Source organism: Mesorhizobium sp. B2-3-2, assembly GCF_006442295.1.
GTDB lineage: Bacteria > Pseudomonadota > Alphaproteobacteria > Rhizobiales > Rhizobiaceae > Mesorhizobium.
In genome coordinates this window covers 128,094-152,489 of sequence record NZ_VFWA01000012.1, presented here as the reverse complement: position 1 = coordinate 152,489, position 24,396 = coordinate 128,094, and the positions used below count along the sequence as shown (strand labels likewise).

Here is a 24,396-nt window from a genome sequence, read left to right as displayed (position 1 = left end):
CAGCTCCTTCGGGGCTGTCGTTCTAAAGAAAGGCACTGGCTTGCGTATTCCCAAACTAATCTATGCAGCGGCAGCGTTGATATCACTAACCGCATCGGCATCCGCTCAGGAAAGCACCCTGCCGGGCGGTGCTTCATCACTGCAGGAGGCGTATCAGGACTGGAATCTCAACTGTCAAGGTAGCCCCAAAATCGTCTGCGTGGTCTCGCAGCAGCAATCACAGCAGAATGGACAGCGCGTATTGGCGGTCGAATTGCGCAAGGGGGAGGGCGATGTCGTCTCTGGCAATTTGGTCCTGCCTTTTGGACTTCAGCTCGATTCAGGCGCGTCGCTGCAGATTGACGATGGACAAGCAGGAGAACCATTGCGATTCTCCACGTGTGTGCCCGCGGGTTGCGTGGTGCCGCTCAGCTTCGAGGCTCAGGCCGTCGCCAGCCTGCGTGCGGGCACGGCGCTGAAGATCAAGGTCAAAAGTGCTGACCAAAAAGAGCTGACCCTGCCTGTTTCGCTAAAAGGTCTGGCAGCGGCGCTCGACAGGCTGCAGGTCTTGGCCGGGAGCTAAGTGGCATGGACTGATCGAGAGACGGAAATTTGCCACTTCAGGTCGGTGGTAGCGCTAGCGGCTTAGGACTTCTCACGGGAGAGATTGCTGCGCAAGCAGTGGGTCAGGGCGAATCTGAGCTGCACTTCCCGTAGGGGAGACTCGCCCGCCAGCTGAAGAGGCGACGGCCCAAGCTACCGCGAGGCCGCATAGCAGCGACGCCGCGATGGCAACTGATATCGGGATGCGATGCATCCGGGCTAGGTAAAGGGATCATCACCCAAGGTCGACTAACGTTTGCGCCTCCGTCCTCACGCCTCGTTACATGCTTAACGCGCGGTCGTGGCACACACCCTGCCTGAGAGCAGCATGGCTCGACATGCGTGGATAGCCATTCATATGTTTAACTAAATGTAAGACCCTTAAATCCATGTTGAGCGTGGTGGGGGGCAAGGCGACTGTCGCTTTTCTGCTTGTCTAGAAACTCTCAACGCCCGCATAGCCTTGTGGGTCGAGCAAGCCACGCATTATGTCGCCAGCATCGCCAGCATCGCCAGCATCGACCGACTGCAGCGGCGCACGGCTGTAGCGGGCGCCTCCCGGCGCAGCTTACAAACGATGTGAGAATCGTGTGTTCATCGGCACTCGGTTACTCCCGACGTGGCGGACCCTCCGAAGGCAGAGGTCACAGCTTCTTCGGCTCGCACTAAACCGGGAACCTATTGCTTCATCTCGAATTGAGTCGCGTTCGAGTTCGGGAGAGTTGCGTGCAAGACCAGCGATTTGAAAAGCCTGTGCATGTTGCGCTCGGCAGGTCGAGGAACACCGTCTACACCATGGACCGAGTAGCCCAGGCAGCGGACATCTTGCTGAACCGATGGCCGGCGACAACCGGGAAGAAGCATGTCGCTGCCCGCAAAGCCTGCCTTGGCGTGCTTTAGGGCCCTGAAAGAAATCCGCGACGCCCGCAGAGCCTTCGTTGAGGCCGCAAAGGAGGCGGACATTCGCTGAGCGGGATACGTTCAGTGAGCGTCGATCCGGTTTTGATCGTGCGCCGATAGCCCTACTGTAAACAGGCGCCCAGGCCCGGAGTCTCCATGTGTAACGATTACGAACAGCATGTACTCTGGGCTGAATATTGCCGGATGATGGCGTCACTGGCGCTCAGAATCCCGAGCCACCAAACCGAACTTGATTTGCCCCAGGCGGATGACGTCCACATAAATGACCCGGCGCCAATAATGCGTGCCGCTGGTGACACGATCGAACTGGCATCGATGACGTTCGGATTTCCACCCACCGGACCAAAGGGCGGGCCTGTGTTCAACTTCCGCTCCGAAGGCCGGCAATTCGGAAACAGCAAACGCTGCCTCATTCCGGCGTCCGCGTTCTTGGAGTTCACAGGCACGAAATATCCGAAAGCGAAACATCGCTTCACGCTCAACCGCTCGCCGTTCATGGCTGTCGCGGGGCTTGGCGTGAGGCAGTCGGCAACAAGCCACCCACCTTCACCATGCTGACGATCGATCCCGGACCGGATGTCGCGCCCTATCACAATCGGCAGGTTGTGGTCCTTCAGCCGGAGAATTGGGCGGCCTGGATCAATCTGACAAAGCCTGAGGCTGAACTGCTGCGGCCGCTTCCAGCCGGATCGCTCTCGGTGGAGACAGTTCGCCCCGAAAGCTCGTGACTTAACTGCGCAATAACTCCGGCACGCTGAGCGGACCGAGATCGAGAACTGGCGTGTATTCGCCCGTGCGGCGCCAGACGCCCCGCACCTTTCCATGCTCTCGATCTCGCCTCGGATCGAACGTCAGCCCTTGGAAGTGATCAGAAACGCCTCTGCAGATGCGGCATCGCTGAAGCAATGAAGCCGATAGGTTTCATATTTGCCATTCGGCCATATTGCCTGCACATGCCGCGTCTGATGTCGAAGCCCTCGTTCCTGGCAGAACTCCGCGACCATGGTGAAGTTTCGCTCGGTGCAGAGGTCATCCGGCAACGCAACCTGGTGTGGCCAGTCGCGGTCGAAGACCGATGGCGTTGGTGAGCCCCGACCGCGTTTGACCACTAGTCGAAATGCATGGACTGGCCGCGCATCATTGCGAGCGTCAGCGCGATTGCAGGATTTGCCGGCGGCTTCTTCATATGCAAGGAGCCATCGAAGTCACGCCATGCCGCCATGCGCAATTCATCATCGTCATCGCTGGCCGACGGGTCGAAAACGTGGGCATCACAGGGATCTCGGTCGATCTCGATCGTCCAGTCCTTGAGCGCCTTGCGAGCCATCTCTTCGACCTGGGCAAGGTCGCTGGTGAAGAAGGGGATACGGTCACCATCTTCCGAAAGCGGCTCAACCCTATCCAGCGTCGGCCGCTCGGGAACCCAACCGAGAACGAAGGCAATATCGAAATCGATCTGGCGATCCGGGCCGGTCGTGATCTCCAGCCGCTTGACGACGTCAGGATAGAGTTGCTTCCGCTCCGGCCAGGTGTCTGGAATCGCCTCGGCTTGCAGCTTCGTGCGGGGGACGTTGATCAGCTCCATGACCTGATGGTGCGGAACTTTGTGCTCCGGCCAGCCCGCACAACATGCAGCAGCCGCAGCCGCGTCGGCTTCCAACCAAACTGTGGCGGCTCGGTCCTCGTCCTCGGTAGGCTTGTCGTCTTCTGGAAAGCCTTTGATATCCCAGCCTTCCAACGCAAATAGTCCTTCCGCACCTTGCAAAGCCGTAATGCCGGCGCGTGCAAACACGGCTTCGGCTGCCGCGATGCCACGTGCGAGCTCCTGAGGTGTTGCGTCCTCGATGTTCAAGCGAAGTTCCATGGTTCGCCTCCTATGGCTCTAGTTCCTGCAAATGTGAACAAAATGAGAACAAAGAGTCAAGCGTGCCCTTGACGAGAGAGGAATATGTTCCTTATTTCAGCGTAATCTGGAGCAGCAAAGGACCATGGCTCGGCGTCAATCGCGCTGGCCGGCGAAGCTATGGCGAAAACGGCGGAAGACAATTTTCGGATCGAGGTCTGGGATCGCGAGGAGCAGGCTTTGTCAGAAACCATTTCGCGTTCCCCCGATTCAACGGTCAGCCAGGCAGCCTGGCAGGCCGCCATCCGACGCCGGCCGGGCATGTTGCTGATCCACTACAACAGTCGGCATGTGATGGAGAAAATCCTGACACCAGGCGAGGTCAAAATCCCACCGCAGACCATCATCGATGGCAGCATTCACGCTGCCCTGGATGTGGCGCTCGGCGATCTTCGCGAGTGGCATGTGCTGCGGGCCTGGTGCAGATCCTGTTCCCACTATGCAACGGTAAAGCCTGCCGGCCTCATTGAACGCTATGGAAAAGGCGCTCTATTCAGTTCGGTCGAGCGAGCGCTCTTTTGCACAAGTTGTGACAGGGGAGGGCCTGTCAGGCTGGAATTCATAAGCTGCCACGCAATTGAGGGGTGAAGGGATGCAAGACCTCATCGATTTCGTGCAGGCCAACTCGGCTCTGGCTTGGACACTCCGATCGCGATCAGCGGCCGAACTGTCGAGAGCCGGAAGTGCGCGATCTCCGCTGGTCGGCTTCGACGCAAAAATATGCGGACCACCGCGGACGGGGACAGTCGGTCCCGCGTCCCGTCCTCGGCCGGCGCTATGCTGACGCTCCTACGGCTGTCCCGTTCACCGCCCCGCGGCGGGGGCGAATTTCCTCCGTCCTGCGCGCGACAACGGTCCGCTGTTGCGGCCGCGCGCAGGACTGCGGCTTATACGCCGTTCTTCCTTAGCGCGCCGGCGGTCGCCGGCGCGGGATGCTGCGCATGGAACCGAATCCCAGGCACGGTATTGAATCGGACTATGTATCCGAGTTCCGCATGTCGGCTGTAGACGGCACCGTCAGCACGCATTGTTCACTCAGCCGACTTTGGCAAGGCTGGGGACTACGACGGGAAAAAAGTGCTGGTTGCGAGCGCAGGCAACTCCGGATAGCGTGCCACCCCGTCTGGCGGCGCCACCCGTCTGGCCTCCGATTGCCACCGACGGCGGGGCAGTACGGGCTATCAAAAACGGCAATATCATTGTTTTGCCAGAGATCAGGAAGTTTGCTGGAGAGGCTGTCATCCTAGATAGCGGGGCTTCCGTCTATCCGGACATCGTTATCGCCGCGACCGGTTACAGCCCGGGCCTAGACCAGATGGTTGGGAAACTGAACGTGCTGGATTGCAAGGGCGTTCCGCTTTTCAACGTCGACGCATCCGACCCGAGTTTGCCGGGCCTTTGGTCACCGGCATGAGGCCGAACATTCCCGGTTGCTTCATGAACGCCAGAATGCAAGCAAACGCGACCGCTGGCGCTATCTCAAAAGCGCAACGTCTCAAAGATAGCTAAAGCCGCATTCGGGGGTCAGCTTGGGACGGATTGCAGCAGCGCCCCTCCCGCGGCCAGCAACAGCACAATGATCCACGGCGGTGCCTTCCAGACGATGAGCAGCAGAAATCCGGTAAGCGCGAGCGCGAAATCCCCCGGCGACAGAACGGCGCTCGTCCAGACCGGACTATACAATGCGGCGCCGAGAATGCCGACAACGGCGGCATTCGTGCCGCGCATGGCGGCCTGCGCCGTCGACCGCTGCCGCAACGCGCCCCAGAAAGGCAGCATGCCGTAGACGAGCAATAGACCCGGAAGGAAGAGGGCGGAGAGCGCTATGCCCGCACCAACAAGCCCATTGGGCGCCGGCGCCATGACCGCACCGAGATAGGCGGCAAAGGTGAAGAGTGGTCCGGGAACAGCCTGCGCCAGGCCATAGCCCGCGAGGAAGGTTTCGTCCGCCACCCAACCGGGCGTCACGACCTGCGTCTGCAGCAGCGGCAGAACGACGTGCCCGCCGCCGAACACCAGAGCCCCCGAGCGGTACAAGGCATTGAACAGAGCGACGGCCTGATGACCGGTTGCGTTCGCCAGAAGGGGCGGAAGCACGAAGAGAGCCGCGAATATAATAAGTGCAATCGCACCACCCCGGCGCGATACCGGAAAGCTCAGATGACCGCTTAGCGCGCGCACTTCCCCACGGCAGAGCCCGAGCCCGGCGACGGCGCCGAGCACGATCGCGCCAATCTGACCGAATGACCCGCCGATGAAGACAACGACGAATGTGGCCGCAATCGCGATGCCGGCGCGTTCCTTGTCCGGCGTGAGATTTTTCGCCATGCCCCAAATCGCCTGCGCTACGACCGCAACGGCTACCAGTTTGAGCCCATGTAAGAACCCCTCCGCAATCGGCTCCACGAAGCCAGACGTGCCTAGCGCGAAGGCAAACAGGATGACCGCGGACGGCATGGTGAATGCGAACCAAGCGGCAAGCCCGCCGAGAATACCGTTGCCGCGCAGGAGGCCCAGCGAGAAGCCAACCTGGCTCGAAGCCGGGCCAGGCAGAAACTGACAGAGCGCCACGACATCGGCGTAGCCGGCCTCGTCGATCCACTTGCGCCGCACCACCAGTTCGTCGCGGAAATAGCCGAGATGCGCAATGGGGCCGCCGAAGGAAGTCAGGCCGAGCTTGAGGAAGACCCCGAAGACCTCGCTGGGCGAGCCGGTTGTGGGTTTCGCCTCAGATGCGGCCTCGCTGACTTCAGCTGCTTCATTCTGACTCAACGGTGCGTATTCCCAGCCGACTTTCCCGAATGTGATAACGGGAGTATTTCCCTGAAAAGCTCACGCACCCTCAGTCCGGCCTCGTTCAGGGCCTCGCAGCCCAGCGGCGTTGCTCGGTAACGCCGTCTCACCGAACGCCCCGTTCTCCTCGGTCCCGTCGTTCATATTGAAAACGAACCCTGGAGGTCTGGTGGCGCGAGAACCTACGTCGCGGTGCCTGAGCAAGCCACTGGTCAGATAGCAAACTGGTCGACTGCATTGTGGCGGATCGCAAGCTGCTAGGTCAAGCAGGTGACCGCAACAGCCGCTTTCTATTGGCCCTGATCTTGCCGCCATAGTAACTTGCTAGCTTGTCTGCTGGCGCACCCATGGCGAGCATCATGGTTGCGCGGCCGGCAGCCTCGATTTTTTCACTGATCATCAACTTGGCTTCCCGTTCAGCCGCTTTGCCGCCACTAGCAATTCGCATACCTCGAAGCCACATCACTTGCTGCGCTTCCAGTATCGAAAGAGAGAGATCGACCCATGGGTTGAACATTGAGCGCCCCTGATTGGCATGAGAGAACGGCAATCTCCCCCGTCGGTTCCGCCGATTGGCAGGTCGAAAACGTCTTTCTGGCAGCGAGTTGACGGAACAAGCCGAACGTTCTGCAGCTGTCGCCTCGGCCGACCTCTTTCTTATTGGACACAAAAAGCCGCTGTCCCCATTTCGGCCCGGATCGGCCGTTCGAAAATCCTGCTCGGAGGCCGGGATTAATTAGAGTTCGCTTTTCTGTGGCCTAGACCATCGGTGGGGACTCCCCGTCTTGGAAAGATCGCGCAACACTTAACACGGCCGCACTGGGCCGCCAGTAAGCGCCGGGCGCAGGCTTTGTGGCCCAACCGAAGCGAAGCGGCCGTCGACCGTCAACTGCATGAGCCTGGCGAGAGAGCTTGAAAAAGCGAAATGAAGATCTCCGATTTTTTCATTCGCCAAGCTGCCGCAGCACGCGAGCGGCTTGGACGTCGTCGTGGAGACGTTCCGGCAGTTGCTGGCCATAGAGGTTTGAGACTTGCTGACGGCTGAAGGCCGTTGCGCCAGAGCCCCTGTTGGATCGGGTCGAGGGTAAGTATTCGAATACAGGACAGCGCCTGCAAAGCCGGACGACTTCGACCTGATGAACCGGCGGCTTCCCGGAGGAATCTGCCCGGCAGCCCTCGACCTTCTAAGCGATTGCGTCGTCCTGCTCAAAATCTTCGGTCTGCTTCGACAGGTCGTTCCTGTTGAGATCGCGAAGCGGATGATTGCGCTGGGAGGGTGAAGCTCAACACCGCGCGGGACTTCATAATTCTCACGCCGCAATCCCTGCGTGCCGATCCTTCAAGGCCGCGGCAACAATTCCCCGGCATCGATGCCGTGCAATTGGCGACCATGGAAGCCGAATGGCCGATCTCAGCAGCAGGTCTCAGCGGGCGGCGGAACGGAGCGGCACTTGGAATCTCGAGCAGTTTCCGCAGCGCCTTGCAGAACCTCAAACGATCCTCGATTTTCCAACGCACATCGACCCGTCGATGCGTCGCCGAAATCGTCCCAGAGTGAAGCCAAACAGGGTGCTTAGGTGCCTCGCTCCTGTCGCCGGAGAAGAAAAGGCCCCGTCGAGACTTCGGCGGGGCCGCATTTCTCAAAGCGGTGTGGTTCGGCGAACGCGATCGCGTTCCGCCTCGATGTCGTCAAAAGGCTCTGCGCTGGCGTCGAATCCAGTCCATCCGGCAGCCTCGTAACTGCTACGCCGTTCATCGAGATTGACCGAACGCCCGCCGCGCAGAATGCGCTCAGCCTCGCCCGCCAGCCGATCGTCGACTTTGGCAGTCACCAGACTGCCGCCGCGGCGAACGCTCTCGGCATAAACATGTGCATCCCGTTCCGAGACGCCGGATTCTGTAAGTGCCCCGATGATCCCGCCGGCTGCTCCGCCGACCACGGCGCCACCCACCGCGCCGGCCGCTGTCGCAGCGAGCCACCCGGCCGCCACCACGGGTCCGACGCCAGGTATGGCCATGATCCCGAGCCCGGTGAGGAGCCCGCCCGCGCCGCCGACGACCGCTCCCAGGCCCGCACCTGTGGCGGCATCTTCACCGGCTTCTGAAGTCTCGTCCTGCCGATACCAATTGTCGGAATTATTGGCCACGATGCTGATGTCGTCTCGCGGCACGCCAATCGCTTCCAATTCGCTCACGGCGTCGGAGGCGTCCTGATAGTCATCGAAAAGTCCGGTGACTGTGGTCATTGTTTCACTCCATTTCTGAGTTCGGTTATTGAGCTCCGGCAACCACGTTGCCTTGGAAATCAAGCGCTACGGTCACTTGCTTTCCGTCTTTCTCGGCAGTGCCACGCCAGATGCCTTTGTCGTCCTTCGTCAGCGCGCTGACATTGGAGAAGCCGGCATCCTGAATGCGCGATTTCGCCTGCGCTTCGGTGAAGCTGTTGGCGCCAGGTACGGGCGCCGCCGGGTTATTGGTGTCGCTCGTCGACACCGCGGGCGTCGTCGAACTCGTGCCGGAAGACTTGTCGTTGGTGCCGGATGCGATCTTTTCGATCATTTCCTGATGCATCTTGAGCGTCGGCAATGTCTCCTGCGCGAATGTCTTGAGCTGAGTATTATCGCCGTCCTTGGCGTAGCCTTCGAACAGCTTCACAGCGTCGACATGTGCGTCGCGCTGCATCTGCACGTAAGACTTGTCGAACGAGTCCTTGCCGGTGTTCAGGGCGTGAAGGTCGCTCTTGTGCGCGGCGTCCGTCTCGGCGGGTACCTTCAGCTTCTGCTCGCCGGCGATTGTCTCGAGCTTGGCGTTCGCCGCGCCATGATCGTTGATCATCTTCTGGGCGAAGTCTTTGACTGCCTGATCCTGAGCCTTGCCTTGTGCGATCTTGCTCGACTCGACCTCGAACATGCCGCCGGCGGCGGCCTTGTCGACGAACTCCTGAGCTTTATCGGCGGCGTAGGAGGACGCGGCAAATGTCAGGACCGCGCAGGTAGACAGCGCTGTCATTAGAAGGCGGTGTTTCATCAATAGGTTCCTTGTTGAATGGGTGTCATTCAACAAGCGCCAGAGCCGTTTGTTCCGGTCCAAGGACAATTTAGCTAGCACAAGAATGCCTCTTGTTGAGGCGGCGGCGCTAAGCTCGTCTGTAAGGGCGAGATGCGTCGAGATGCGCGCCGACCCGATCCGACGAGCCAGCGCGGGCCACTCGCATTTGCATCCCGCAACAACTTTTATACGGATTCCAATCCAGAACAAGCCAATGCAGAAGCGCCGGGTTATCAAGGAATGTAGCTTATTTTTGCTAGGCTTTCGGTGGTCCGCAGCGCCCTTTCAGCGCGGCAATTTTGGTTTCGTGATCGCCGCCGGACATCGATGAATACGGCACACCGATGAGGAACATGCCTGGCGCATCATTGCCGCATTGTTCTGCTGATCGGCTAGAAACCCCGGACCCTCTGCAAGGCCCGACCCCTGAGTGTCCGCGCGATCAGCCATGCGGGCGCATCACCACCTTGATGCAGCCGTCTTGCTTGTCGCGGAATGTCTTGTAGAGGCCGGGTCCTTCGTCGAGACCGGCGCGGTGAGTGATGACGAAGGCCGGATCGATATCGCCATTCAGCACTTTCTGAAGGAGCGGATCGAGGTAGCGCTGCGTGTGGGTTTGGCCCATGCGGAACGTCAGCCCCTTATTCATCGCCGCGCCGAACGGGATGTGGTCGACCAGGCCTATATAGACGCCAGGCACCGAGATGGTGCCGCCCTTGCGGCAGCAATAGATCGCCTCGCGCAGCACATGTGGCCGGTCGGTGCCGAGATAGACGGTCGTCTTAGCCTTATCGAGCATGGAATCGGCCGTGGCCGTGGCATCTGCCTCGGTCCCGACACAGTCGATGCAACTGTCCGGACCGCGTCCGTCCGTCATGGCCATCAGCGCATCAAAGATATCGGAGTTGCTGAAATCGAGCGTCTCTGCCTTGCCGTAGTCGCGTGCCATGGCGAGCCGCTCCGGCACCTTGTCGATGGCGATGACGCGACCAGCGCCGAGCATCCAAGCGCTCTGGATTGCGAACTGACCGACTGGACCGCAGCCCCAGACGGCGACGGTGTCGCCTTCCTGGATTCCGGCGTTTTCGGCCGCCATGTAGCCGGTGGGTAAGACGTCGGAGAGGAACAGCACCTGCTCGTCATCGATGCCGTCAGGCACCTTGATCGGGCCGACATCGGCAAAGGGCACGCGCAGATACTCGGCCTGTCCGCCCCAGTAACCGCCGAGCAGATGCGAATAGCCAAACAGGCCCGCGGGCGACTGGCCCATGATTTTGGCGGCCTGCTCGGCATTAGGGTTGGACCTGTCGCAGAGCGAAAACAGGCCGTTCTGGCAGAACCAGCATTCTCCGCACGAGATGTTGAAGGGAACGACGACGCGATCGCCTTTGTTGAACTTTGTGTGGTTGCGACCAACCTCCACCACTTCGCCCATGGTCTCGTGACCCAGCACGTCGCCCGATTTCATCGTCGGCATGTAGCCGTCCATCAGATGCAGGTCCGAGCCGCATATGGCGCAGCAGGTCACCTTAATGACGATGTCGCGGTCGTCCTCGATCCTGGGATCGGCGACCTGTTCGCAACGAATGTCGCCTTTACCGTGCCAAGTCAGAGCTTTCATCGGGCGGTTCTCTATGAGTTTCGATACTCGCGGATATGGCCGAACTGGCGCTGGGCTTGAATGTTCCCGGATCGCGTCCGCGCCCTCAGCGATCTTTCGCCGAGCCCGGCTCGGCTAGTTTGCGGTGCTGTTCGGCCAGCGTGCCGGCCGGGGTGACATGTGCGGCGGCGACCTGCATCTTGTTCGTCCAACCGCTGACGACCTGTTCCTCGCCGCCATCGTGGCGTCGTAGCCGTCTCTGGCTACATCGACGGGACTGTCCTTCCCTTGCACCCCGATCTCGGTATCCATCATGTCGGCGCGTTCGAAAAAACGCGTCTGCGCGGCGCCCGGCATCAGCACAGTCACACTCACGCCGCTGTCCTTCAGCTCATGACGCAGCGCGATGGCGAAAGAATCGATGAATGCCTTGGTTCCGTTGTAGACCGGCTGGAAGGTGCCCGGCATGAAGCCGGCAACAGAGCCGGTAAACAGGATCCTGCCGTGACCGCGCCGGATCATTTTGCAACCGAGTCGTTGAGCGAGATGCGCCGTGCCGGTGACGTTGGTATTCGATGACGCGGCGTGCCTCGCCCCAGCCCTGGTCGACAAAGCCCCGGCCCAGGCCGCGCCCTGCATTGAGGAGCAGAAGATCGATGTCACGGTCTCCGATTTCGGCGATCAATTTGTCGGCGCCCTCCTCGCTTGCAAGATTGGCCTCCACTGCGTCAACCGAGACGTCATGCGACCGGAGCGCCTCGGCCGCCAGTTCTATTGCAGGCTCGTCGGCGGCGACGACGAGGCCATAGCCGTTCTCGGCACAAAGTTTCGCGAGCTTCTTGCCGATGCGGCTCGAGGCGCCGGTGACGACCGCCACTTTCCCGTTTCCCATCCGATCCTCCTGAGTGGTTCGGCGAACATCCGGCTGAACCGATTGTTCCTTTGGGCGGTATTATGCCCGCGCAATCGAATTGCCAATAGTCGGCCGAGGCAAGCGCTGTGGGGCGCCCACGGCTGTTGGACGGCAAGGAGCGATGCCCATGGGAACTCTTTGCGACCTGAACAAGAAGCTCACCGAAGCCTGAATCATCCGTAACGGCTGTGGATTGCGTTTGCGAAGGCGCGACACCGGCTCGCAGGGTGGGGTGCCCGATCCAACATCGTGGGGGGCCCCTCGGGCGTATCGTGCCCATGATATTGGAAGGCGCAGTTCGCGCGCCAAGGATTGCGGATCGCCTCTATTTTCCTGCACCGGACTGTCTATCACGCTTGGTTTCGAGAGCTCTTACAAACGCCTTGGCCCCCATATCACAGCTGTGCCTGGAGGGCCCATTGGAGCTAATGACTGCCTTTGCCTGATCGAGCGTGAGACCATGCTTGGCGGCGAATTCAGATGGTTCGTAGGCATCAGCCCACTTATCGATCGGCTTCATTTCAACTCCGTCTGACGTTGTTGTCACCAGAAGCTATGGTAACAAGAAGAAGGCGGAAATCTCATTTGTTGAAAGGAGCGCGGCAAAGGTGACCCGGTAGCGAAGCCGCTGCCAAGGGCGCTGTCGGCGTTGCAGGCCGCGTGCTGCTCGACAGTAGGCTTGAACAAAATCGAAGACCGATCTGGCCAATCCGCAAGCCGCATCACGTCGCGGCGGCGCGCAGCACCGCCCGCAGGCCCGCAAAAAGCAAGCTTGGAACATCCTGCTCCGTTCTGAGTTCGTCACCGTCGTGGGGGAAGCTAACGTTCGTGGCCGAGAGCGCCGGAAGGGATTTCAATATCAATTTTGGGCCGCAGCATCCGGCGGCGCACGGCGTCTTTCGCGTTGCGCTCGAGCTCGCTCACATAGGCCTGCTTCGCCCAAAAAGCTGAGCCAATGCGGCTTGGCCGCGGACGGCACCAACAAGCCTTACCGCTGCGTGCTGCGGGGAGCCGAGCTTCGCGCACCTGCAGGCGATGGACCTGCGCTGCCGCGGCCATCTGCTTGCGGACGTCGCGGCCCTCCTGGGCATTGTGCCCGGGTGACGTGGACAGAAAAACGCCAAGAGGGGTAAAGAAAAGTTTGATGCGTGATCACTTTCTCCCAATCCATTTCGACAGCTTCTTCATGGCGGGATTCGAATGTTCTTCGCATCGTCGCAAAGATGGCCGGCGTCTGGACCTTATCCGCGCAACCAGCCACGACATTCACGCTGAGGACGACTACCGTAGATGCTCAGACTTGGGATTGAGAACCATTCGTGATGGACTGCGGTGGCATCTGATCGAAACGGCGCCGGGTGTCTACGATTGGTCGAATTGGAAATCCATGCTGGACGCCGCGAGTGCCGCCGGCGTTCAGGTCATCTGGGATGTCTTTCACTATGGGTCTCCCGACCACCTCGACCAGGGCAGCGAACAGATGATCCAGAGCTATGCGTCTTTCGCAGCCGAAGCGATCCGACTACACCGGGCAGTGACCGGGAAAGCTGCGGTAGTCTGTCCCATCAACGAAATATCGTTCTTCGCATGGGCAGTCGAAGTCGGCTATTTTCCGCCAGCCGGACCTAAAAAGAGTGGCTGGTTCAAGCGCCATCTAATCAAGGCAGCTGTACAGGGTATCCGTGCAATGCGTGAGGCTGACCCCGAGTGCGTATTCGTCTGGGCTGAACCGCTTATCCACATCGCCCCGCGCGACCGCACCCGCACGGAGGTCAGTCGTGCGGAGAAGGTCCGCCAAGGGCAATTCGAAGCGTATGACATGCTGTTGGGCCGTATCGCGCCTGAGTTAGGAGGAGCCGAGGATCTGATCGATGTGATTGGCCTTAACTTTTATCCACACAACCAATGGTATCTGCATGGGCCGACAATCCCGATGGGCCATCATGAATACCGGGCTCTATCAGAGATGCTAGTCGAGGTCGCCCGACGCTACACCAGGCCCATGTACATTGCAGAAACCGGCGCCGAGGGTTCCGCCGGCCCCGCATGGCTTCACTACGTATGCGATGAAGTTCGGACCGCGATCAGCCAAGGAGTCCCGATCGAGGCTATCTGCCTCTACCCAATCACCGCCTATCCCGGATGGGACAATTCCCGCCACGCCGAAGTCGGCCTGTTTTCCGTTGTCCACGCGGACGGCTCGCGCCGCATCCGCCGTCCGCTAGCCGATGAACTCGCGAGGCAGCAGAAGCTATTCCATTCTTGACGCGCGCGACCTTGCTGTCTCGGATAGAGGGAGGGGCGTCTAAGCGGGCGCCGCCATAGCCGTCTGCAAATCGGGCGTAGCCGGAAGCTCCTTTTGGATACGCGCGAAAGTGGCCAAAGCCTGTCCTACGACCTGATCCATATTGTAGTAGCGATACGTGGCTAGACGGCCAACGAACCAGACGTTCGGGCAATTTGCAGAAAGCGCCTCATATTGTTTGTAGAGGGCCTCATTTTCCGAACGCGGCACAGGGTAGTATGGGTCACCAATATCTGTCGGGTATTCGTAGGTGAGGCTGGTCCGGACATTCTTCTGGCCAGTCAAATGCTTGTACTCGGTGATGCGCGTATAGGCTTCCGTTTGCGGATAGTTGACCACCGCGACCGGTTGAAACTGCTCGCAGTCGAGGGTGACATGCTCGAAGCGCAATGAGCGATAGGGCAGACGGCCAAGCTTCCAGTCAAAGAACTCGTCAATCGGTCCGGTGTAGATCATCCGCCGGAAAGGAATCCGCTCTCGCACATCGCGATAATCGGTCTGCAGCATGATCTTGATGTTGGGATTGTCCAACATTCGTTCGAACATGCGCGTATAGCCGCCGGCCGGCATCTGCTGGACGCTGTCGCCGAAATAACGATCGTCGCGGTTCGTTCTGGTCGGAACGCGGGCCGTGACAGACTTGTTCAACTGGCTGGGGTCGACCCCCCACTGCTTTCTGGTGTATCCGCGGAAGAATTTCTCATAGAGTTCTCTGCCAACCGTGCTGACAACCACATCCTCGGCGGTGTGGACTTCCTCGACGGTTTCCCGACGCGAGGCGAAGAACTGTTCCAGCTCTGCCGAACTCAGCTCCAGACCGTAGAGGCGGTTGATCGTGTCGAGGTTGATCGGGATCGGCAGAAGCTTGCCGTCCACGAAAGCGAGCACACGGTGCTCGTAAGGCCGCCAGGCGGTGAATTGCGACAGATAGTCAACGATCGATTGCGCGTTCGTGTGGAATATATGTGGTCCATAACGATGGATGAGAATGCCCGCTTCGTTGTAGCAGTCATACGCGTTGCCGCCGATGTGGCTGCGACGGTCGATGAGGAGAACGCTTTCGCCTCTTTGCGAGGCGATCCTTTCCGCGAGAACACTGCCGGCAAAGCCGGCTCCGACGATCAGCCAGTCGAACATGTCATGCGCTCCTGCGGAAGGGCACGACCTTCTTGCTTGCACTGGCTTGCTTGATGTGGGCGGCCATGGCTTCCCAGGTTCGCTGCCAGGACATGTTGGCGAGATAGGCATCGACCGCTGGCAGCCGCGTGTCGCGCGGCTGCGCCAGCAGTGAGCGTAGCTTGGGCTCGATATCGTCGGCATCCGCAATATCCACGAGTCCTGCGGCGCCGTAGCTCCGCACGACGTCGACGATTGCAGTCGAGATCACGGGCAGACCCGCGGCGAGGAACTCGGGAGTTTTCGTCGGACTGATGAAACGCGTGGCTTCATTGAGCGCGAAGGGCATCCAGCCCACGTCCCAATGCCGGAGGTAATCGGGCAGGTCCATATAGGCTTTGTTGCCGAGCCAATGCAGGTTTTCGGCTCTCGGCAGGAGGTCAGGATCGATTTTCACGACCGGACCAAGCATTACGAAATGCACGTCTGGCATCGTCCTTGAAGCCTGCGCCACGAGATCGATATCGAGGCGCTCGTCGATGACGCCGAAGAAGCCTACCCGAGGGTGTGGGATGGCCAGTTGATCCGCTGGCTCCTCGCCGGGCTTCCTCGCCTTTTGAAAATGGCTGACGTCGATGCTGCTGGGGAAAGGGTAGATTGCCCGATGCTGGCAGCGCTTCGCTTCGAACAGGCTTAGGCCGCCGGTGAAGACCAGATCGGCGCGCTCGAAGAGCGCCCGTTCCCTTAGCGCGAGTTGGGCCGGCGCATTCTTGAATGCCGAAAGCTCGTCCATGCAGTCATACACGCACACGTCGAAATTAATATGCGCGCTGAAGCGCAACGCCATCGGGGTATAATACCAGGCGGTCAACTGAGCGTGCGGTGTCGACGCGATGATCCGGTCAAGATATCTGCGCTGGATCGCATCCGCCCTCGCGGGGCTGGTGCCGATCGGTAGCAAGGGGGTCGCGATCCGGATGCCCGGCGCCGCTTCGCAAAACCGAATGGATGAGTGAGAGCATTCTTCGAAGATAGGTTCCTCGAAGTAGACGATCTGGTGCTCTCCCGAGGCAAGGGTGAGAATGTGCTGTGGGCGCTGATGGACGAAATTCCACCGCAAATGGGAAAAACACACCAGTAAATCTTGTTCTTTTCTGGTTTCGACGAGGGCCGGTATTCTTATCGCTGCGTCCATATAAAGAGTTCCCTTGATGACATCGCCGTTTAGACTGCGTATAACATTTGTTAATCGCCAGTTGCAGGAAGCTGTTCCTGCGACATGTCTAACACTCCGCTGAATAACTTGTTCCAGCTGCAGCGAGCGATATCCAGACGGGCGTGGGCTGCGCCTAAGAGGGCGGCCATGGCTGCAGGCAGCTTTCTGGGGACGGCCGCGCGGACGCCGCATTTTGGTTGAATGAGCAGCTAAAATAGCTGACGGCTTGAACTGTTTCGTCGGGCTGAAGCGTGAGAGCTCTCACGGCCGACAATCGCTGGGACAGACGATGAAGATCGATTTTGAGACGAATGTGTTCCCGTTGTTTCACCCGCAGGCGGTAGACGATCTCAAGGATCCATGCCCGGTTTACGACGGCCGGCTCTGGCATGTGTTCGGGTCGAGCGGCACGGTAACGAGCGAGACCTGGAAGATCCTTCACGCAACCGCGCCTGAACTGCATGGACCGTGGACGGAGCACGCGCCCATCGGGCTTCCGGTCAAGGGTTCGGGCGTTGCGGCCCCGGGTGTCGTGCACGAAGACGGCGTCTTCCACATGTTCATCCAAACCGAGTTCATGAAATCTGGCGGCCGTTGCGAACACGCAGTGTCCAACGACGGTTTCAACTGGGTGGTGCTCAACCCGGCAATCCTGTCCCTGCCGGGGACGGATGAAGACGGCATCTATGATCCGCATCCGGCTCTCATCGGCGGTAAGCGCTACATCGTTTATTCCGGCATGCCGGAATTCACCCGCGTCCCGCAGCCGGATATCTATTTGGCTCGAAGCCAGTCCGATTCATGGTTCGGGCCCTGGAAGCGGTTGGGCAAAATCCTGGATCACAACGAAATCCCCCACCACAACACGCGGGAAGATCCCGACTACGAATGGGGAATTGAAGGCGCTCAACTGGTGGAGCTTCCGGATGGTCGTGTGCTCCTCAACGCCACTTGCTTCCTTCCGCACGGACCGCGGGGTAGCCGTCAGCGGGTATTTTTCGCCATTGCGGGCGCCGTTACCGGACCTTTCGTCTCGCTTGGTCCAGTGCTCGATCCGGGCGGGCCTGGGGAAAACGGCCACTCGACGGTGATGATTGACGGCGAGCGGCTGACCCTTTTTTACCAAAGTCGCGTTGCCGCGACGAACCATCGCTGGCGCTATGGTTTGGCGAGCTTCGATGTGTCTCTCCTGTCGGCAGTTGCCTGACTGCCTTTCCACCAGCATGCGGACCTATTGCGAGAGTTTCGTTCCGCTTGGCCTCCCACCGCTCGCGGTAACATTGCCGTCGGGAACAATGTCCCTTGGGCATAGTTCGGTCGCGTTCGTGCGGAGAGCGGCCAGCCATGTGTCTACAGCAAACAACCGGGATGCGGCCCAAGCCCCGACGGCGGACCGGGCCCGTCTTCATTCCTTGCGCAACCCTGTCGCCAGGCTGGCTGGACCCACAAACTGATGCGAGGACGTCGTGCGCCGCCGTATGAATATTTTCAATTTCGAACGTGACAGCGCCCAAAGCGATGTGCGCCATCCAAATCGCATTTCGCCAAGCGATGCAGATCAGCTCGGCTATTTCGCTGCGGTAAATGGGCTCACAGAGCAACAGGCACAAGAACTGATCCAAACCCACGGAGGCAATCTTGCCGTGCTCGTCAAGGAAGCTCGGAAGCTGCGAGAACCTAAATGACCAGGACCGCTGGAATTTACCACGGCTCGCCGGCCTCGTCGGCAGGGGCCCGTCCCAACTTCCCCGTGATCTCTACGACGAACAATGAAACCTTGAAGTTGCCTTTGAGATACATGGCGTCGAATATGTGAAAGTCGCAACGCCGGCTGCCGACCAGCAGCCGGCGTTCGAAACCGAATGCATCGCAAGCCGAAGGCTGGCCTTTTCGACATCAGGATAAGACAATACCGGTATGAACGCACTGACGGGCATCGGGCGATTGCGTAACAAATCTGCGCTCCTTGAACGACGAGGCCGCACGATGACGCATGGCCTCGTCCGTCACCAAAAAAGGTGCCGAACAGGGATGATATCGACAAAGGTAGCTGTCCGGCGTTTTGACGCCAAGATCAGCTGTAGGGCGACCAGCACTGCCGGCGCGGTCCGCCATAGGGCTGGTAGGTGTTGTCCCAGGCGCGGTAGGAGACGTAGTGGGCGTAGCACCACCTGACATGGGCGGCGGCTAGACGTGCGTCTGGTCGGGGCGCAGGCGGAAACGGATTTGCAATGCTCGCGCCGGCCAGCATGCCCGCCGCGAAGGCGCCAACTGGAAACCAGTAACCGTTATAATAGCGATAGCCCGGCCGGAAGCGGACATATCCTCTGTATCCGTTGAAATAGTAGAAACCGCCGGCGGCATAGAAGCCCCTGCGAAAATAGACTTCCGTCGTGCCACTCGCCTGAACGGTGGCCTCCGGCAAAGGCTGAAGCGGCATCGCGCCGGCCTGCTTAATGGTGGCCGAAATGGCAAGCAGCGCTGCGCCGATCGCTGTCGAAACTTTTATCATGATCCTGATCCTTTCAAAAAATGAGGCGGTGTCTATTGCCGGCGCAGCGAACGCAGTTCGCCCAGCGACAGAGCCCGGTCGCCATTGGCATCGGCCTTCAACAGCCGATCGGGAACGAAGCTGGCGAACTCGCCGCGCGAGATCCTACCGTCGCCGTTGCTGTCCATTTCCCCCTTGCGTTGCTGCATGTCGGCCAGTTGTGCGTGCTGCGCGCCGTCCTGCGTCGACTTTGCCCGTTCCATCGCCGCTTGGATCTCACCGGGATCGAGAACGCCGTTGTGATTAGTGTCCGTGCGGTCGAACAGTCTCGCCCGTGCGGCCGCGATCTCGTTGAATTCGAGCTTTCTGTCGCCGTTTGTATCGATCTGGCGGAAGAGCTCGCGTGCACGCTCCCTATCCGTCGCTGCCGCGCTGCCTATTGTGATCAGCAAGGCGCCGAGGGCCATCGAAATCCTTTTCATCTCCGCTCTCCGTTTCGAAGAAGGCGGCCCGCCGCGGGCCGTCCTTCATGGGCCTCTACGCAGCGGCCGCCCGGCTCCTACGCGCGACGCAGAGACTTTGAGCCGCGACGGAAATTTTTCCCCGCCGCGTAGGAGGGAGGGCCGGCGCTGCGTATCGGCAGGCAAGGTCGCCAAAAGGGGCTTCCTCATCGAACGAAAAGGATCACCATCGTGAGGACTTCTGTTTTCCTTACATCGCTGTGCCTAGGGCTTGCACCGCTTTCCGCCGCCCACGCCCAGGACCTATCCAGCGGCCGTCTCTTCCAGCGTATCGACACCAATGGCGACGGCGTGATCTCGAAGGACGAGATTCTTGCCGGCCGGCAGCGCCTGTTCTCGAGGCTTGACCGCAATGGCGACGGCGTCATCGACAAGGACGAGATCGAGGTGGCCCGCGACGCCATCATGGACCGGGCGGAGGCAGCCGCGGCGAGACTGGGCAATGCCATGCGACGTGTAGACACCAATGGCGACGGCAAGGTTTCGGCTGATGAGTTCCGCTCCAGCACACCGCTTTTCGATTTGGCCGACAGGAATGGCGATGGAAAGCTTTCGCCCGACGAGATCGTCTTCATCCGCGACCTCTTCGCCCGACACCACGGCTGACCGCCGTCACCCTGAACGAAGGAATTCCGGATATGATGACTTCTGTCAAATTCTCTATGCTCTTGCTCGGCGTGGTCCTCGCCGTTTCGGCCGCCGGCCCAGCGGGCGCCCAGGAATGGACGCGAAAAACCGTCAATGGCGGCGAGATCAACCGCGGCCTGACCGACGAAGGCGGCGGGATCTTTTCCGGCTCCACCACCCGCACCGGTGTCGATGGCGGCACCTACACATCCACCTCGACGTGCGCGAACGGCGTTGTCGCGCGCTGCTCCAGGAGCTATTCCGGCGTGACGGCCAACGGCAAGACATTTTCGGGCCAAAGTCTGTCCGCTCATGGTCCGTTCCGCACGCGTTCGGTCGGAACCTTTACCGGTCCGGGCGGCAGCAAGTGGTACGGTTTCCGTCGCTTTCGCCGCTGAGCCGGGACGAACGGGATAAATATTGTCGTGCAGGATGGAGAGCGGCGTGGGGACGACAAGCTTGTGGCGCGGATCGCGGCGGGCGATCAGGGCGCGCTTGCGCAGCTCATTGCCCGTCACGGTCGTGGGCTGCGCGTCTTTGCCGCCCGCTACCTCGGAAACGCTAGTGATGCTGAGGATGTGGTGCAGGACGTGTTCGTGAGCGTGTGGAAGAATGCCGGCCGCTTCGACTCGCAAAAGGCGAGCGCCTCGACATGGCTTTACAGGATCACGGCAAATCGCTGCATCGACCGGCGTCGCCGTCGCGCCTTTCGCAGTTTCATTGGGCTCGACGATCTCGAAAACGATCCAGCGTCGGAAACGCCCGATGTCGACGCAGCGATTACGGGCCGCCAGGAATTGTCGATCGCAAGGGACGGCCTGACGCGCCTGCCGGAACGGCAGCGCATGGCTTTGCTTTTGCGTGTCGTGGGCGACCTCGACGTGCCGGCCATTGCCGAGGTCATGGGATCGAGCGCCGGTTCGGTCGAGCAATTGCTCGTGCGTGCCCGGCGCGGCCTGAGGGATCATATGAAAGACCACATGGCGGGCCATGAGGCCGCGAAGGGAAAATGCAATGACCAGCGATGATTTCGAGGAGCTGAAGCGTCGTTTTGGAAACGACATTGCGGCCTGGCCGGCGCCCTTTCGGCAGCAGGCCCTGAACATGTCGATCAAGAACCCCGGTCAGGATGACGAGCTGGACTGGCTGGTCCTGGAAGCGGCCCTTCTGGAGACAGACGAAGGCAAGGTGGCCCGCCAGGTCCTCGCACGCATCAACGCGGATCGCGGATCGCACCTCGGCTTGTTTCTTTCCGGCATCCTGCTGAAGCCCGCCGCTATGGCGGCGTGCGGAGCCCTGCTTCTCGTCGCTCTGGCGACCGGAGGGTATCAGATGGCGGCATCGCAGGGCGATCCGTTCGATGTGCAACTTCTGGCGCTGGCAGCGGGAGCGCCGCTGGGGAACGACCTTATCGGCCTTTCCGCCGATGACGGATCGGAGGGCGCGCTATGACACGTCGATCGTCGCTCTGGGCGGCGGTTCTCGTCCTGCTCGGCCTCTCCATCGCCCTCAACGTCTTCATGGTCGGCTATGCCGCGCGCGGGCTTCGGAACAGTGCCGCCGCCGGTATGCTTATCGAGAACGTCGCCAGCATCTATCCGCCGGAAGTCAGGCGGGAATTTCGCGCCGTAATGCGGGAGAACCGCCCACGCACTTTTGCGGCGCTGCGCGATCTGCGCACCGCCCGCGCTGCTTTGGCCGCGGCAGTCAAGGCGTCACCGCTCGACGAGCCGGCTGTGCAAGCCGCGATGGAAAAAGTCCGTGACGCCACGGGTAACCTGCAGGGGGTGATGCAGGATTATCTGCTGACTGCTTTAAAGCGGACCAGGGAAAGGCCGGCGTCCTGAGTTGTGGTTCTACCTTCATGGGACCACAATGCTTTACTGGGATCGGATCTTATTCAACCGACCGTCAGTCAGTCGGGTGAAAAGGCTGGCTTGGAGAACGATGGTCATGAAATACGACAGGCTTGTCCTGATCTTGCTATGGCGGGAGGTGTTGGCCTCTCTGCGCTCCATGCGCCGCTATGATCTTGCGTGGATCGGCTTTGGCGGGGCGCTGGTCATCGCTTACGCAACCGCCGACATCGCCGTTGCCTTGCGCGCTGCCACAGCCACCCTGAGGCAATCGCCATGGCTGTGGCTTGCCGGGCTGCCGGTTTCGGCCACCCTGCTGGGGCTTTCCGTGGGAGCGGGCGTCGTCCGCCTCAGCCTGGCCCGTGCCTATGCACCCTTCATGAAAGCCCTGCCCGTGTCGACCTCCGACCGTCGCCGCATGATGGTATTTGCGACCTCGTGCATCGGCGCACCCTTGACGGTGATTGTCGTCATCCTCCTGGGACTAGCCTGCGTCATGATCGCAAAGCCGAACGCCTTGGCGTGGGCGCTCGGTGGCGGTGCGCGCTGTTTGCCGTCGGCTTCGTGATCGGCACATACACGCTGCTGCCTGCGCCTTCCCTGCACCTTGCGGATGCGGTGATAGTTGCGACACGCCGGATTCGCCGTGGGCGAAAGCTTTTCAAGCTGGACCGTTTCGATCGTGCCAAGCCGGCGTGGCTTGGAGCCTGGGCATGGAACCTGCCCGCCGGTGCGGTCTTGTCGTCTTGGCGCCTGGCCTGCGCAGGTGCCGCGATGAGCCTCGCGGCCTTGATCCCGGCTGCCTTCAGCCTCGTCCATCACAACGCAGTTGCGGGAGCGGTTGCCGGTCTGGTCGGCGGCGTGGCCGTGTTCATGCTAACGCTGCGCTATCGCCCGCTAGGTTCGCCCGTCCTGCGCACCGCGCCGGTCAGCTTCGGCTGCGTTTGGCTGCGGCTGTTGTGGCTGCCGCTTCGGCTGTCGATTACCTTCTTCCTCCTGCCGGCCGGTGCCGCCCTAGCGGCCGACCCGTCTTCGTGGCCGATGCCCCTTGCAAGCGGCCTTTGGCTGCTAATCCTGAACGGCACCTATGCTGTCTTCGCCGCCTATTTCATGACCGCCCCGCTGCTTGCTGCCTTCAGCTTCTTGGCCGCGATCACCTACACAAGCTACGAATCCCTGGAATATGGCCGTACCGTTCTGCTGGGCCTTGCCACTCTCGTGCTGTGGCTGTGGCATCGGGCACGCTTGAGGTACTATCATGGATGAAACGGCTACCAGCGCTGTTGCCGACAAGGACCTTCTTGTTGTGTCCGGCCTGAGCGCGGGCTATGGCGGGCGAACGGTGATAGCCGGTATCGATCTGGCGGTGGCGCATGGAGAGATATTGGGCCTTCTGGGCGCGAACGGTTCGGGCAAGTCCACTTTGGTCAAGGCCATAACCGGACAGCTTCGGCCGCAGATGGGAACCGTCGCCATCGACGGCATCAATCTCGCTCGCGAGCCGGAACGCGCCAAGGCTCGTTTTGGGCTCGCCATCGATGTTTGGGATCTACCGGCTTCACTCTCGGGATGGCAATATCTCGATCTGGTCGCGTCCCTGCGTTCGTGCGCATCCCGTGACTGGCCCGGCGGCGACCTCACGGCGCGGCTTGGCCTTACACAATGGCTCGAACGGCCCATCGAAGAATATTCGCTTGGCACACGCTCGAAGATCGCGGTCGCCGCCGCCTTGCTCGGCTCTCCGCCGCTGCTCATCTTCGACGAATCTCTCAACGGACTGGACCCGGTGGCGGCATGGGAGGTCAAGACGTTGTTGATCGAGCTTGCCGCTAGCAAGCGTCACGCCATCATTGTTTCCACGCATGTCATGGAGACCGTGCCGAGCCTCTGTAGCCGAGCGGTTTTTCTTGCTGATGGAGCCATAGCCAAAAGCTGGGGCGCGGAGGCGCTAGTCGCTTCAACCGGTGAGGCTGGCGGGTTCGAGGCCCGTGTCATGCAGGCGCTGCGGAACCACGTCGCGTTGCGCAATGTTGCCTAACGAGCTTACAATGGCAGCTTTTCTGCATTGTCGCTTCAAAAGCCTCGCCATGATGCGCGATACCGAAGGGCAAAGCCGCTGCCGCTGATGTCGAGCTGCTGGCGACGGCGGCAAATCACAAGGCGACATTCTTTCGCTCGGGCGGGGCCAATTACGATACGGCACGCCCAGGCACTTTGCGGCTGATGCCCAGCGAGATTCGGATCAAGGATCTCAGAGCGGATTATCGGGCAATGGCGCCGATGATGTTCGACGACACCCCGCCTCCATTCGACGGCATTCTTTCCAGGATTGAGAAATTCCAGGAGAGCATCGGCAGGTAGGCGCACGACTGACCGAGAATCGTGGGCCATCGTATCTGGCTCTTCCCGTTGCCCAACGCTGTCGGACTTTGCTAACGAGGCTTTGATCTGGTCGCTGGCATGCGGTTTGGGCGACTTGGACTTCGACAGAATTGGCCTGAGCT

26 protein-coding genes and 3 pseudogenes are annotated in these 24,396 nt (G+C 60.4%); 18 read left to right on the top strand and 11 right to left on the bottom strand.

Annotated elements, in window-relative coordinates; genetic code table 11:
* Positions 1-40: 40 nt before the first annotated feature.
* The 3 genes and pseudogenes from FJ964_RS23675 (at position 41) to FJ964_RS23665 (ending at position 2,231) form a co-directional block, all read left to right on the top strand.
* On the top strand, positions 41-562 hold the full coding sequence (locus FJ964_RS23675) for an invasion associated locus B family protein (RefSeq protein ID WP_224628915.1): 522 nt from the start codon (positions 41-43) through the stop codon (positions 560-562).
* 815 nt (positions 563-1,377) lie between these two features.
* Positions 1,378-1,482: a DUF982 domain-containing protein gene (locus tag FJ964_RS31485; protein ID WP_246676217.1), complete on the top strand. Its 105-nt coding sequence runs from the start codon at positions 1,378-1,380 to the stop codon at positions 1,480-1,482.
* Positions 1,483-1,638: 156 nt separating this feature from the next.
* Positions 1,639-2,231: pseudogene (locus FJ964_RS23665) on the top strand (SOS response-associated peptidase family protein).
* 380 nt (positions 2,232-2,611) lie between these two features.
* Here FJ964_RS23665 and FJ964_RS23660 read toward each other — a convergent pair.
* Positions 2,612-3,367 carry a hypothetical protein gene (locus FJ964_RS23660; RefSeq protein ID WP_140552625.1) on the bottom strand — a complete coding sequence of 252 codons (756 nt, stop codon included), beginning with the start codon at positions 3,365-3,367 and terminating at the stop codon, positions 2,612-2,614.
* Positions 3,368-3,526: 159 nt separating this feature from the next.
* Between FJ964_RS23660 and FJ964_RS23655 the strand changes: the two genes are divergently transcribed.
* Positions 3,527-3,994 carry a hypothetical protein gene (locus tag FJ964_RS23655; RefSeq protein ID WP_224660539.1) on the top strand — a complete coding sequence of 156 codons (468 nt, stop codon included), beginning with the start codon at positions 3,527-3,529 and terminating at the stop codon, positions 3,992-3,994.
* 936 nt (positions 3,995-4,930) lie between these two features.
* On the opposite strand, the gene chrA is transcribed toward FJ964_RS23655, so the two are convergent.
* Positions 4,931-6,178 (bottom strand): chromate efflux transporter, encoded by a 1,248-nt coding sequence (chrA, locus tag FJ964_RS23650; protein WP_140552624.1) that lies wholly within the window; start codon positions 6,176-6,178, stop codon positions 4,931-4,933.
* Positions 6,179-6,461: 283 nt separating this feature from the next.
* The gene (locus FJ964_RS23645) at positions 6,462-6,716 is read right to left on the bottom strand and encodes a hypothetical protein (RefSeq protein ID WP_140552623.1); all 255 of its coding nucleotides are present in this window, start codon (positions 6,714-6,716) and stop codon (positions 6,462-6,464) included.
* A gap of 759 nt (positions 6,717-7,475) precedes the next feature.
* Between FJ964_RS23645 and FJ964_RS23640 the strand changes: the two genes are divergently transcribed.
* The gene (locus FJ964_RS23640; RefSeq protein WP_140552622.1) at positions 7,476-7,757 is read left to right on the top strand and encodes a hypothetical protein; all 282 of its coding nucleotides are present in this window, start codon (positions 7,476-7,478) and stop codon (positions 7,755-7,757) included.
* Positions 7,758-7,839: 82 nt separating this feature from the next.
* Here FJ964_RS23640 and FJ964_RS23635 read toward each other — a convergent pair whose 3' ends face one another.
* From FJ964_RS23635 to FJ964_RS23620, 4 genes and pseudogenes are all read right to left on the bottom strand, one after another.
* Positions 7,840-8,445, bottom strand: a complete 606-nt coding sequence (locus tag FJ964_RS23635; protein WP_140552621.1) for a general stress protein — start codon at positions 8,443-8,445, stop codon at positions 7,840-7,842.
* 25 nt (positions 8,446-8,470) lie between these two features.
* Positions 8,471-9,226, bottom strand: a complete 756-nt coding sequence (locus FJ964_RS23630; protein WP_140552641.1) for a DUF4142 domain-containing protein — start codon at positions 9,224-9,226, stop codon at positions 8,471-8,473.
* A 463-nt stretch (positions 9,227-9,689) separates the two neighbouring features.
* On the bottom strand, positions 9,690-10,868 hold the full coding sequence (locus FJ964_RS23625) for a zinc-dependent alcohol dehydrogenase (protein ID WP_140552620.1): 1,179 nt from the start codon (positions 10,866-10,868) through the stop codon (positions 9,690-9,692).
* A gap of 85 nt (positions 10,869-10,953) precedes the next feature.
* Positions 10,954-11,739: pseudogene (locus FJ964_RS23620) on the bottom strand (SDR family NAD(P)-dependent oxidoreductase).
* Between the two features lie 983 nt (positions 11,740-12,722).
* Between FJ964_RS23620 and FJ964_RS23605 the strand changes: the two are divergent.
* Both FJ964_RS23605 and FJ964_RS23600 read left to right on the top strand, forming a co-directional pair.
* A pseudogene (locus tag FJ964_RS23605) lies at positions 12,723-12,864 on the top strand (NADH-quinone oxidoreductase subunit D); the annotation flags it as partial.
* Between the two features lie 40 nt (positions 12,865-12,904).
* Complete coding sequence (locus FJ964_RS23600) at positions 12,905-14,026, top strand: beta-glucosidase (RefSeq protein ID WP_140552617.1); 1,122 nt, start codon at positions 12,905-12,907, stop codon at positions 14,024-14,026.
* Between the two features lie 39 nt (positions 14,027-14,065).
* On the opposite strand, the gene glf is transcribed toward FJ964_RS23600, so the two are convergent.
* On the bottom strand, positions 14,066-15,202 hold the full coding sequence (glf, locus tag FJ964_RS23595; RefSeq protein ID WP_140552616.1) for a UDP-galactopyranose mutase: 1,137 nt from the start codon (positions 15,200-15,202) through the stop codon (positions 14,066-14,068).
* A 1-nt stretch (position 15,203) separates the two neighbouring features.
* Complete coding sequence (locus tag FJ964_RS23590; protein WP_140552615.1) at positions 15,204-16,376, bottom strand: glycosyltransferase; 1,173 nt, start codon at positions 16,374-16,376, stop codon at positions 15,204-15,206.
* 310 nt (positions 16,377-16,686) lie between these two features.
* Here FJ964_RS23590 and FJ964_RS23585 point away from each other — a divergent pair, with 310 nt between their 5' ends.
* Together FJ964_RS23585 and FJ964_RS23580 are read left to right on the top strand one after the other, a co-directional pair.
* Positions 16,687-17,604, top strand: a complete 918-nt coding sequence (locus FJ964_RS23585) for a hypothetical protein (RefSeq protein ID WP_140552614.1) — start codon at positions 16,687-16,689, stop codon at positions 17,602-17,604.
* Between the two features lie 271 nt (positions 17,605-17,875).
* Positions 17,876-18,082, top strand: a complete 207-nt coding sequence (locus tag FJ964_RS23580; protein WP_140552613.1) for a DUF3606 domain-containing protein — start codon at positions 17,876-17,878, stop codon at positions 18,080-18,082.
* A gap of 389 nt (positions 18,083-18,471) precedes the next feature.
* On the opposite strand, the gene FJ964_RS23575 is transcribed toward FJ964_RS23580, so the two are convergent.
* Both FJ964_RS23575 and FJ964_RS23570 read right to left on the bottom strand, forming a co-directional pair.
* A complete protein-coding gene (locus FJ964_RS23575) occupies positions 18,472-18,909 on the bottom strand; it encodes a BA14K family protein (protein WP_140552612.1) in 438 nt (145 codons plus the stop codon).
* Positions 18,910-18,941: 32 nt separating this feature from the next.
* Positions 18,942-19,370: an EF-hand domain-containing protein gene (locus FJ964_RS23570; protein ID WP_140552611.1), complete on the bottom strand. Its 429-nt coding sequence runs from the start codon at positions 19,368-19,370 to the stop codon at positions 18,942-18,944.
* Between the two features lie 210 nt (positions 19,371-19,580).
* Here FJ964_RS23570 and FJ964_RS23565 point away from each other — a divergent pair, with 210 nt between their 5' ends.
* The 9 genes from FJ964_RS23565 to FJ964_RS31810 all read left to right on the top strand — a co-directional run bounded on the left by FJ964_RS23565 (position 19,581) and on the right by FJ964_RS31810 (position 24,253).
* A complete protein-coding gene (locus FJ964_RS23565) occupies positions 19,581-20,015 on the top strand; it encodes an EF-hand domain-containing protein (protein WP_224628926.1) in 435 nt (144 codons plus the stop codon).
* 32 nt (positions 20,016-20,047) lie between these two features.
* A complete protein-coding gene (locus FJ964_RS23560) occupies positions 20,048-20,434 on the top strand; it encodes a hypothetical protein (RefSeq protein WP_140552610.1) in 387 nt (128 codons plus the stop codon).
* A gap of 27 nt (positions 20,435-20,461) precedes the next feature.
* Entirely contained in the window at positions 20,462-21,064 is a 603-nt protein-coding gene (locus FJ964_RS23555) for a sigma-70 family RNA polymerase sigma factor (RefSeq protein ID WP_224628929.1), read from the top strand.
* Positions 21,051-21,488, top strand: coding sequence for a hypothetical protein (locus FJ964_RS23550; protein WP_140552608.1), 438 nt, complete (start codon positions 21,051-21,053; stop codon positions 21,486-21,488). The genes FJ964_RS23555 and FJ964_RS23550 overlap by 14 nt, the downstream gene beginning before the upstream one ends.
* A complete protein-coding gene (locus FJ964_RS23545; RefSeq protein WP_140552607.1) occupies positions 21,485-21,883 on the top strand; it encodes a periplasmic heavy metal sensor in 399 nt (132 codons plus the stop codon). The genes FJ964_RS23550 and FJ964_RS23545 overlap by 4 nt, the downstream gene beginning before the upstream one ends.
* Before the next feature lie 106 nt (positions 21,884-21,989).
* On the top strand, positions 21,990-22,460 hold the full coding sequence (locus FJ964_RS31475; RefSeq protein WP_224713372.1) for a hypothetical protein: 471 nt from the start codon (positions 21,990-21,992) through the stop codon (positions 22,458-22,460).
* Positions 22,457-23,158, top strand: coding sequence for a hypothetical protein (locus FJ964_RS31470; protein ID WP_224713371.1), 702 nt, complete (start codon positions 22,457-22,459; stop codon positions 23,156-23,158). The genes FJ964_RS31475 and FJ964_RS31470 overlap by 4 nt, the downstream gene beginning before the upstream one ends.
* Positions 23,151-23,930, top strand: coding sequence for an ABC transporter ATP-binding protein (locus FJ964_RS23535; protein ID WP_140552606.1), 780 nt, complete (start codon positions 23,151-23,153; stop codon positions 23,928-23,930). Before FJ964_RS31470 ends, FJ964_RS23535 begins: the two co-directional genes overlap by 8 nt.
* A 185-nt stretch (positions 23,931-24,115) precedes the next feature.
* On the top strand, positions 24,116-24,253 hold the full coding sequence (locus FJ964_RS31810) for a hypothetical protein (protein ID WP_348642866.1): 138 nt from the start codon (positions 24,116-24,118) through the stop codon (positions 24,251-24,253).
* Positions 24,254-24,396: the final 143 nt, after the last annotated feature.